Below are 10,163 nucleotides of genomic sequence, written 5' to 3' on the forward strand. Positions count from 1 at the left end.
ATATTCTTGGGCAATCTCTGCACGTGGCTTGCCATTTTCATAAAGCTTCACTAATTGCAGTTTAAATTCGGGTGTAAATGTTCGACGTTGACGTGGCATATTTTGCACGCTCCCTTAATTTTATAATCTAAGTTTACAAGCCCTTATTTTATCTGTCCAACTTAGTGTATCCTATCCAATTAGATTTAATTATACTATACAATAATTTATAAATAAGAAATCCTATTAAACCACCAAGCGTATTAAGTAATAAATCATCTACATCAAATGTTCCTAAACGAAAAATTAATTGAATTAATTCATATATAAAGCTCAGTGAAAAAGTACTTACTATAATTTTAATAATTGTAGGCTTCTTGAAAAATAATAATGCCATGAAAATACCAAAGGGTATAAAACCAATAATATTACCAGCTAAGTTTTTAAAAGCACTGAATGGTGTAGTACCTTCAGCCTGTATATACGCTGTAATTGTGTGAAAAGGGATAAGGTTATATTCTTTTAAAAAAAATAAACTTTCTCCACGGAAAAGCAATTGATCAATTGTTCCATTAAAAGAATAATATTTTAATAAAATCAACTTACTAAGTAAGATTAAATAAATGAAGAATAAGAGTTGTAGGCTGATTTTTATAGTTTTATTCACGTAAAACCCCCCCTGTTCAATAGTTGTGCAATCGATAATTTATATAGTTTTACATAAAAAATAATAGATACGATTGAAAAGAATATTAGAATCAACAATGAAATTATAATAAATATTTCTGTATAAATAGTTATTGGATATACAATATAATCATAATTAATATAGATTATAAGTAATATAACACTACTAATTAAAGTAGATTGTAACCATAATAAAGGAATACTTCTAACTAATAAAATCCAAATTTCACCTTTAGTCATACCTTGCGAAAGATAAATACCCCATTTACGACTATTTTTTTCTAAATTACGATCTAACATGAAGTAAATAGTTATACATACGAATATAATACTTACTACAAAGGTAATAATATAATATACTTTAAATAATTTAGATAGTGGATTATTGATGTTATTTTCATCTATAACTTCGTTGTTGTATAGTGCAGACAATGTACTTAATTTTTTAATTAGGTTATTACGATTTTTATGTGAGACATCAGAATTTAAAGATACTTCTACATCATTATATCCACTAAATAATTTAGTTTGAATAGCTTTTTTTGCATTAATTAATACCTTCACATTAGCATTTTCAGATTCAACAATTTTAATATTATCTATTTTGTAAGTCCAAGATTTCAAGTTACCTTGTGAGTCAGATCGAACTACTATTAAATTAGTTCCTATTTTTGACTGATTTTTTTGGACATCCTGTTTTGATGAGACAATTAAAATTGCATGATTTTCAGATAATGGCTTTTTAATTTGAAGATTATCCGTAATATCACTTTGTAAATAGACTGGCTTAAGGCTAAATTCCTCCAATTCAGATGCATCTTCCAAATCATCTGAACTTACATAACTAACGTATAATTTTAAATCATCCGTTAGAGCACTTACTTGTACAGATGAAACACCTTTATATTTCTCTATCTTTTCTACTTCGCCTTCTGAGATATATTTGCGTGGGGGTAAGGCGACATCATATCCTTCAATATTTATCGTTTGAGTAACTCTATTGGCAGAAATAGATAGAGTATTTGTATTTGGAGGAGGCATAATTTCTTCTTTATAAATAAAAATTGATGTGAAAAGTAGGATGATTGATGCTATTAATACTATTGAATTTAATCCATACATAATAGTTTGACTTTTAAGTTTTCTTCTTTTTTGGTGCGAAAGCAATGAAATTGTACAAATTAATATTATGAAAAAGAAGACAGTCGATAATACAAGCCCAACTACTAGTTCACTCCAAGGAATTAATAAATTATATTCATATAAATAATATGATAAAAATTGATATATGATATATATAATTGGAATGCTCAATATACTTGATATACTAATTATCAAGTATATTTGTATTATTTTGATAATTTCTATTTTTCGCTTTGTCATGCCTTCTATTTTTAATAATTCATAAAGTACTTCTTGTTTTTTATAATAAATTAAAATAATTTGACATAAACTAACACTGCTTATAATGAGTAAAGCTGTAAGAAAAAAATATTTCACTAAATTCATTACTTTATAACTTTTTAATCCTTTATAGTAAAATTGATCATTTACTATATAATTCAACCCATATTTATTTGCGAGCTCATTATCAATTTTTTCAAGACTTTTAAAATCTTTAATCATATAAGAGTGTTTTTTTGGTATATTTTCTGAGCTTTTTAATTTAATTATGTTTGGAAATCCATAATATGTATTTTTTACATCAATATTCATCGACCAATTTGCACTGTAGTTTTTGATAATACCGACTAGAAGTAAATTTTGATTACCAATTTTTTTTCGAGTCCCTATCCCCCATGAATCCCCATATATTTTTTGTAAATACGCTTCTTCGATGACAACTTCATGGGATTTATTAGGTAAATGTCCTTTTAATAATTGAAAATTAGCCATTTGAAAAGCTGTTTCATCAAAAAAACCAATCTGAACAATATTGTGATCTATTTTTACAGCATCTTCTATGCCATATTCCCCAACTGTTAAAAGTGAATTTCTTAATACAGATACTTCTTCATCTGTATTTACTAATAGACCCGTAAAATCTCCATATCTAAATTGAGCTTTTTCTATTGTATATTTTTCTGTAGTTGCAGCTATTATTTGAAATAAAGTTATTGTAATTATTGTCATCATACAAATGAACAATAATAATGAAAACCATTTTTTTTGACTATAAACTAATTGCCAGGATACTTTAATCATTTTTTATACACTCACTCAAGATACCGTTAGTTAATTCAAATTCTTTATAGGGTAAGTTAAATAGTTTTTCTTCATGTGTTACAACAATTAATGTTAGTTTTTGTTCTATTATTATTTGTTCTAACATTTTTACAATGGCATTAGTATTAATAGCATCTAAATTCCCTGTTGGCTCATCAGCAAAAAGGATTTCAGGTTTTTTTAATAGAGCTCTTGCTATAGCGACACGTTGCTTCTCTCCACCAGATAGTAGTCTAACATTTTTTTTAATCAAATGAGAAATATCGAGTTTTTTGTAAAGATTATTCAATTCCTCATTGTCTATATGCATTTTATTTAATTCTATTGGTAATAAAATATTTTTTTCAACAGTTAAATCTGGTATTAAATTGAATTCTTGAAAAATAAAACCTATTTTTTCACCTCTTATCTTAGCTTGTTGCTTTTCATCTAAAATATGTATGTTTTCACCTTCATATAAAACAAAACCACTTTTAGGCTTCTCTAAACCAGATAAAATATGTAATAAAGTAGATTTACCAGAACCACTTTTACCTTTAATCAATGTAATAGTATTTTTCTTGAATTCACAATTAATATTATTTAACACAGTATACCCATTATAAGATTGAGATATATTCTCACCTTTTAGTATTAAACTACTATAAATAAGTCTTCCTCCTTTTTTAGGCAGAACATAGATATGTTCTGCCTGTCTTGTTTATTGTTTTACTGTTGCAGAACCTTTTATACGTTCACCATAAAGGTTAGTGGTATTCTTTGTGAAATTAAGTACATAACTACCTGCGCTTATGGTTCCTAAAGAATATGTTTTTGTAACTCCTGTAGCTTGAGTTCTAAATGAATAGTTTGTAAATACAGATTTATATAGATCCGGAGTGTAATCGCTTTTATCAGGACTAACTTTCCCACTAGCATAATATGTATTTCCGTCTACTGTAACAGTTGTTTTAGCTGAATCTAAAGAGAATTTAGTTGTTCCTTTAATAGATGAAGATAAATCAAAGCTAACAGATTTACTATAAGCGTGAGCGTACATTGGAATTGCTATTATTGCAATTGAAATAGTAGCAAGTATAGTTTTTTTTATATCATTCACCTCCTTATAAATCCAATTATACCATTATATACCTTTAAAGTATATATAATGGTATAATTGGATTTATTTGAAAATTATAAACAAAGATACTATTTCTAACCACTCAGCTACCTTTAAATTTCGTTCGGCACTTCTATTTTGAACAGCTTCAATACCAAAACTTTCATAAAATTCCGGAAAATTTAGTTTTTCTAATAATTTTTCAGGCATAGCTAAATTAAATTGATACTGCTTTTTCCCCTCATCTTCCCAATCATAAAAATCATAACGTTTAAGTATATCTAATAATTCTAAAAAAGTAATTTTTTCCATAAATCCTCCTTGACCAATCATTATTTTGATAAGATTTTACCATTGCCGTCTAAACTCGCTTTTCTTTTCCCACTTTTATCTTTAAGCTTCCATTTCCTTCCTCCATGACCAGCAACATCTTTCTCTATCTTCCAACCTGTTTTCGGATCTTTACGAGCTGTCTTTCCCTTAATCTTTCCTGTAAATTTCCCTATATCTACATTTCCATTTGGTTTTAATAATCTTTTAGGAATCGAAAACGAATAAGTCTTTTTAGGAAGGTAACTCGCCACCCATATACCGGCTGCAACTACAGCTACTATACCTAATGCTCCCCGTCCCCATCCTGGTATAGAAAATAGTGTTACACTTACTGCAGCATAAGCCATTTTCCCACTATAATCCATATTCATCACTGGATTACCATTCGCATAACTATAACCATTCTGTGATAACGGTTCGTCATCATCGCCTGGATGTGGGCCTCACACGATGTGAGTGCCATCGATGTTCGCACAGGACGTGCGGAATTTAGTCGATGTTCTGCTAGAAATGCTCCATTTACTGGGTTATAGTAACGTGCTTGTAAATAGTAATTCTTCGTTTCTTCATCATAGTAGTCGATTGGATAAACGCTACGACAGGACGTCGTTGCTAGCGTTTATCTTCTTCGCTTTTGCTAGATCCCCTTCGACCGTTAATACATTCCCATAGGCATCATATATGTATGCACCGACTTCTTGGTCATCTTTATCACGGCCCCACAAGATGTGAGAGCCATCAACGTTCGCACAGGACGCGCGGAACTTAGTCGATGTTCCTTAATTAATACATCTCCACGATGATTCGTAATGAATTGCTGCTTGCAGGACGCAAGTTGGGCGAGCCAACAACACTGCCTACATGATGTAGGTTGGATAAGTCAGCAACAGGACGTTGCGATTTCGACTTATCTTCCACTTGTGCTTTTGGCTCGCCTTCCTTTACAGTTTCAAATGTACCTGATTCATTTTTCGCCTTCACCATCATACCAAGTGGTGTATAGCCATTCCATTCATATGAACGGTATTCCGTAACAACATCCTTTACTTTCACAACTTCCATATTCAATACTTCGTCGTTATAGAAGTATTCATGTGTTGTATCGCCAACTGTTTTCGTTAGTTGACGTGGCATAGTAGCACACTCTTTTTAATTGTTAGTCTTAGTTTACAAGCCCTCATTTATTCTGACTAACTTAGTGTAGCCTATCCAAGTGGATCGAAATTAGTACTACGCCATGAATTAACGCACTATATGTTGGATAGGTATTTAAAGGTTTTTTGATTTGCCCTTTCTTTTGGTGTCGATCATATGGATAAAGAGAAAAACTTGGACGGCTGCAATGGCGGTTTTGGCGGTAGACTGAAAAAAGCAAGCCGTTTATTTAAAATCTTCATTTTAGGTACGTCGGCTTGGCGACATTCTAGCACCGCCAAAATTTTGGAATGAAAGGGCTTGAGGGTGGAGATTTTTACGTATCAACTCCTTAAATTCTCACTTCAAATATCAGCAAAACACGCTGACCCTTCTTTTTATTGCGATTTACCGTTGACACTCACCTTAATTTTTCTCAAAAAAAAATACGAGAATTTCTCGTATTTTTAAACCTCTTACATTTTATATTTTTACATAAACTTGAAATAACTTTTAAAGTTAAAAAGTTATTTATTTAAAAACTTTACCCAGTACTTTTTTTCCACTTTCATCTAAATAAACAACTAAGTCTCCATGTTTAGTATTGGCTGTGTCAGAAAAAGTAACAGCATAAACTTTCTTTCCATCATAAGATTCATCTAATTGACTTTTAGGAATATCTTTTACACTTATTTTTTCTACAGTAGAATTTGAAGGTGAAATAGTTAAAGACTGTTCTTCTTCATTTAAAGCGTTATATGCAACCATATTTTTTGATGTTGAAGTTGTTTCATCACTTGAAGAACAACCATAAACACTTATTAATAATATACATATCCCCATATAAATACCTATTTTTTTCATCATTAAACCCCATTTATATTAATATTAGTTACTTACTTTATCCATCTCATATCCATATAAAGTATAACCTTTTTTATACAAATCACTTATTGTATTTTTATTCTTACTATCTGTCGTATGCTGAGTATAATATTGTTTTCCAGATTTCACTTTAGTTATGATAACTGTATGATCTATTTTTCCGTCATTTTGAAAATCAATATTTACTACATCGCCTTTTCCTAAAGAACCTGATTTTTTTGCAATACCAGCTCGTTTTTTCCAATGTTTATAGAAATTATGAGCGCCTCCCCAAGTATGACTAGGCTTTGAATCACTATAATACCATACTTTATCACTTCTATAAGTTGTAAATATTCCACCTTTACGATACTTCATTCCAACAACTTTCACATTTTTTTGACTTTTTATAATAAGGATATTTTGAATTATTTCTTAATTTTTTCGAGTTACTAGTCCATTTTGTAGCATATGACAGCTTTTCCTGAATCATAGCCATTCTTACTTTTAGATACCGTAGTTATTTGAGTATTTCCTTTTTTAGTTGAATTAGTATCAACTGGTCTATAAGATTCTAATTCGTTTTTTTCATCATTAGTAATAGTTCCATTTTTTAATTTTTTATTTAAAATTTTAATACGAGCATTCGTATCAAAATTACTATAATATCCTATAAAATTAACTAACTCTTTAACTTTTTTAGAATTAGATTTTGTAAAATAATCTAATTCTAAAGCAAGATTATTTACTCTATCTTGATATAAAACATCATCTAAATTATTAGATACTATAATATTTTGTTTCTTATAATATTTTTCTACAATATCCATATGAGTTTTATATTTTTTCATAGCTTTTTTATGTACTTCTTTTTTCGTACCAGTGATACCAATTGCATTAGTATCTTTGTATAAGGGTACTGTATTAATTTTTTCTTTTGCTTGAACATTTTCAATTTTTAAATTAAAAAATGTTAATAACAAAACAATGATAAATAAACCGCCTACTTTCAAAAATAAATGATTATGAAATGATTTTAACAAAAATATACGGAAGTGTAAAATATCTTGTGTAAATGAATAAATACAAAAAGGAAGATCTTTTCTTGGTAGAATTAAGTCACCACAACCAATTCTAGAAAAGAGGTCTTCCCTATGACTAAGTTTACATCAGATATTGTTCAAGCCTATTTGGCGCAGCATCTACTCAACGAATTTAATCGAATCCTTTAATAAGCAAATCAAGAAATATACGAAGCGTAAAGAACAGTTTCCAAACGAAGAATCCCTTGAGCGCTTCCTAGTTTCCCAGTTCCAAGACTATAATCAGCGTTTCCTTACTCGATGCCATATCGGTTTCAATCAAGCTCGAGCAGAGCTGGCCGAAATGTTTGAAGTTAACAAAGACCAGTAACTCAAATTAACGCATATATATATTCGAAAATGATCAGATACTATGAAAAGGTTGGATTGTCATTTACACATAAATATTGACACTCTCATTTATCTTTATATATTTTTTTGAAAATATATTTTGTAGTTTGAAGTGATAATTCATCTAAAATAAATCTTATTCTTTTGTCATTAGTAGTTTGAAAATATGGAGTTTCTTTGTTTGGCGAAAAATTTATATTAAATTTTTTTAATTCTACCATAATTTAAATTTAATCTCCTATTCTATTTAATTCAATATCATATGTGCCAGAACGTGTTTTTTTACTAGCTAAGCCTTCTATAGTTTTTGCACCTTTCCATGTTCCACCATTATGACTATCTTTATCTATTGTTATATATTTAGGTTCTGTTGCAAAGTTTAAAATTTCCACCTCTAACTTCTAAAAAGATGTGGTTACACTTCACAAAATAAAATGGGCCATCCGTATTGAACAGACAAAATCCTTCTTACAGAACTTAAATTAAATAGAATTTTGGATTAAAAAAGCTTCTACGGGCCTTATTATTTTCAACAAAATAAAAATATACGTACATATTAATATATTCATATATACGTATATTGATATATTAGTATGGCTAATTAAACAGATTTCATACAATAGAAAAAAATTGCTCCTTAGATGCTTTTAAGCGTACTTTAAGTTGCAATTATTAGTTACATCATGCTTTTTTACTTGGTTAAGATCCGTAGACAAATAGAACATTGTCATATTAAACAGACACGAATGTAACAGCTATTTAAAATGAGTTGGCGAGCTATAACTATTGTTATTTTATAGCTTTGATACAGATTCTTATATTTAACGACACTTTAATTGATTAATCGATTATAATCGATTATATTGAATATATATAAATAATCGATAGAGGTGAGTTTTATGCAATTTAAGGAATCACCAACTGTAGAATTTAAACATGAACTAACTGATGGTGTTAAGCGTGAAATTATCGCCTTTGCGAATACGCAAGGTGGTGAACTTTATATTGGGATTGATGACGATGGTACAGTCGTTGGTTTAGAAAATGCACATAAGACGTTAGAAGCTGTTTCAAGTATGTTGCATGATAGTATTCAACCCGATATTTTAGTCCATACTTACTTAAGTGTTGAAATCATGGAAAACAAGGAAATTGTGAAGATTTCCGTTTCACGAGGTACACGACGTCCCTACCATTTGAAAAATAAAGGGATGAAGTCATCAGGTGTATTTATTCGTTATGGTACATCTGTGACAAATGCTTCCGAAGAAAATATTCGTCAAATGATACTAGAATCAGACGGGACGAATTTCGAAACGATGCGTAGTTTACAGCAGGATTTAACATTCAAAGAAGCCACAATGGTATTTGAAAAACAGAGCTTAAAATTCGGATCCGAACAACAACGAACACTTGGACTAATTTCAGATGAAGGCTACTATACAAACTTAGGATTGCTGTTCTCTGATCAATGTGAGCATACGATTAAATGTGCACGTTATTTAGGAAACGACAAACTCGACTTCCAAGATCGTAAGGAGTTTACTGGCTCCATTTTAACGCAAGTAGAGGATGCTTTTGAGTATTTAACCCTTTATAATGCCAAGTCTGCGCACTTTGAAGGTCTCCAACGCATTGAGCAAGAAAGTTTCCCAACATACGCCTTACGCGAAGCATTAATCAATGCTGCAACACACCGAGACTATAGCTTTAGTGGAAGTATTTTAATTCACTTGTTCCAAAACCGCTTAGAAATCGTTTCTGTTGGTGGATTAGTAAAAGGCTTAACCTTAGAAGATATTGAACTTGGGATCTCACAAAGCAGAAATCCCAAACTAGCCAATGTATTTTATCGCCTCAAGTGGATTGAAAGTTACGGAACGGGCTTACAGCGTATGAAAGAAAGCTACAAACAAAGTACGGAACAACCTTTTTGGATAGTGGGACCAAATGCATTTGTTGTTACATTACCTAAAAAAACAATCGATACACCTACTTCTGAAGATGGTTTATTGAATGATTGGTTAAAGGGACATCCTGAATTTACAACGAAAGAATTGGAAGTATATTTAGATAAAAGTAAAGCGACTGTCCGAAAAATCATTGCAGATTTACTAGAGAAGAATCGAATTACCCGTATCGGAAATGGCCCCTCTACGAGATATCAAGTAAAGGGTTAATACATGAAAAATGCACATACAAATTACTTCCCTTAAACAGAAGACCATGCAAATGCATTGTTAAAAAGCTTAAACCATATAGAAAAGCCGTAAAAGTAATTATGGACTGCTCCCTGTCAAGTAGACAGCGGAAATAATAAAAATTGAACTAAGCGGCTTGAGCTCTGAATTCTAGAGGGCTCAGGCCGTTTAGTCGTTTTTGATAACGTTGATGATTGTAGAAGTGAA

13 protein-coding genes and 2 pseudogenes are annotated in these 10,163 nt (G+C 30.4%); 2 read left to right on the forward strand and 13 right to left on the reverse strand.

Going from position 1 to position 10,163, the window contains the following annotated elements:
* The 11 genes from DEX24_RS16310 to DEX24_RS16360 all read right to left on the reverse strand — a co-directional run.
* On the reverse strand, positions 1-99 hold a 99-nt coding region (locus DEX24_RS16310; RefSeq protein ID WP_146193010.1), incomplete at its 3' end, for a transposase.
* 49 nt (positions 100-148) lie between these two features.
* Positions 149-646, reverse strand: a complete 498-nt coding sequence (locus tag DEX24_RS16315) for a VanZ family protein (protein WP_170112982.1) — start codon at positions 644-646, stop codon at positions 149-151.
* Positions 643-2,871, reverse strand: a complete 2,229-nt coding sequence (locus DEX24_RS16320) for an FtsX-like permease family protein (protein ID WP_109307448.1) — start codon at positions 2,869-2,871, stop codon at positions 643-645. Before DEX24_RS16320 ends, DEX24_RS16315 begins: the two co-directional genes overlap by 4 nt.
* On the reverse strand, positions 2,864-3,481 hold the full coding sequence (locus DEX24_RS16325; RefSeq protein ID WP_170112983.1) for an ABC transporter ATP-binding protein: 618 nt from the start codon (positions 3,479-3,481) through the stop codon (positions 2,864-2,866). The genes DEX24_RS16320 and DEX24_RS16325 overlap by 8 nt, the downstream gene beginning before the upstream one ends.
* A 111-nt stretch (positions 3,482-3,592) precedes the next feature.
* Positions 3,593-3,991 carry a hypothetical protein gene (locus tag DEX24_RS16330; RefSeq protein ID WP_109307450.1) on the reverse strand — a complete coding sequence of 133 codons (399 nt, stop codon included), beginning with the start codon at positions 3,989-3,991 and terminating at the stop codon, positions 3,593-3,595.
* 63 nt (positions 3,992-4,054) lie between these two features.
* A complete protein-coding gene (locus DEX24_RS16335) occupies positions 4,055-4,303 on the reverse strand; it encodes a hypothetical protein (RefSeq protein ID WP_109307451.1) in 249 nt (82 codons plus the stop codon).
* 20 nt (positions 4,304-4,323) lie between these two features.
* Entirely contained in the window at positions 4,324-4,695 is a 372-nt protein-coding gene (locus DEX24_RS16340; protein WP_109307452.1) for a hypothetical protein, read from the reverse strand.
* A 412-nt stretch (positions 4,696-5,107) separates the two neighbouring features.
* Positions 5,108-5,458, reverse strand: a complete 351-nt coding sequence (locus DEX24_RS16345) for a hypothetical protein (RefSeq protein ID WP_109307453.1) — start codon at positions 5,456-5,458, stop codon at positions 5,108-5,110.
* Positions 5,459-5,989: 531 nt separating this feature from the next.
* The gene (locus DEX24_RS16350) at positions 5,990-6,322 is read right to left on the reverse strand and encodes a hypothetical protein (protein ID WP_109307454.1); all 333 of its coding nucleotides are present in this window, start codon (positions 6,320-6,322) and stop codon (positions 5,990-5,992) included.
* 24 nt (positions 6,323-6,346) lie between these two features.
* Complete coding sequence (locus DEX24_RS16355; RefSeq protein ID WP_146193011.1) at positions 6,347-6,700, reverse strand: amidase domain-containing protein; 354 nt, start codon at positions 6,698-6,700, stop codon at positions 6,347-6,349.
* 74 nt (positions 6,701-6,774) lie between these two features.
* A complete protein-coding gene (locus tag DEX24_RS16360) occupies positions 6,775-7,335 on the reverse strand; it encodes a hypothetical protein (protein ID WP_146193012.1) in 561 nt (186 codons plus the stop codon).
* A gap of 175 nt (positions 7,336-7,510) precedes the next feature.
* On the opposite strand from DEX24_RS16360, the pseudogene DEX24_RS16365 reads away from it, so the two are divergent.
* A pseudogene (locus tag DEX24_RS16365) lies at positions 7,511-7,735 on the forward strand (transposase); the annotation flags it as partial.
* 85 nt (positions 7,736-7,820) lie between these two features.
* On the opposite strand, the gene DEX24_RS17320 reads toward DEX24_RS16365, so the two are convergent.
* Together DEX24_RS17320 and DEX24_RS16370 are read right to left on the reverse strand one after the other, a co-directional pair.
* On the reverse strand, positions 7,821-7,976 hold the full coding sequence (locus DEX24_RS17320) for a hypothetical protein (RefSeq protein WP_170112984.1): 156 nt from the start codon (positions 7,974-7,976) through the stop codon (positions 7,821-7,823).
* A 9-nt stretch (positions 7,977-7,985) separates the two neighbouring features.
* A pseudogene (locus tag DEX24_RS16370) lies at positions 7,986-8,120 on the reverse strand (toxin C-terminal domain-containing protein); the annotation flags it as partial.
* A 534-nt stretch (positions 8,121-8,654) separates the two neighbouring features.
* Here DEX24_RS16370 and DEX24_RS16375 point away from each other — a divergent pair.
* Positions 8,655-9,935, forward strand: coding sequence for an RNA-binding domain-containing protein (locus tag DEX24_RS16375; RefSeq protein WP_109307458.1), 1,281 nt, complete (start codon positions 8,655-8,657; stop codon positions 9,933-9,935).
* Positions 9,936-10,163: the final 228 nt, after the last annotated feature.

Source organism: Kurthia sibirica (assembly GCF_003143975.1).
Classification (GTDB): domain Bacteria; phylum Bacillota; class Bacilli; order Bacillales_A; family Planococcaceae; genus Kurthia; species Kurthia sibirica.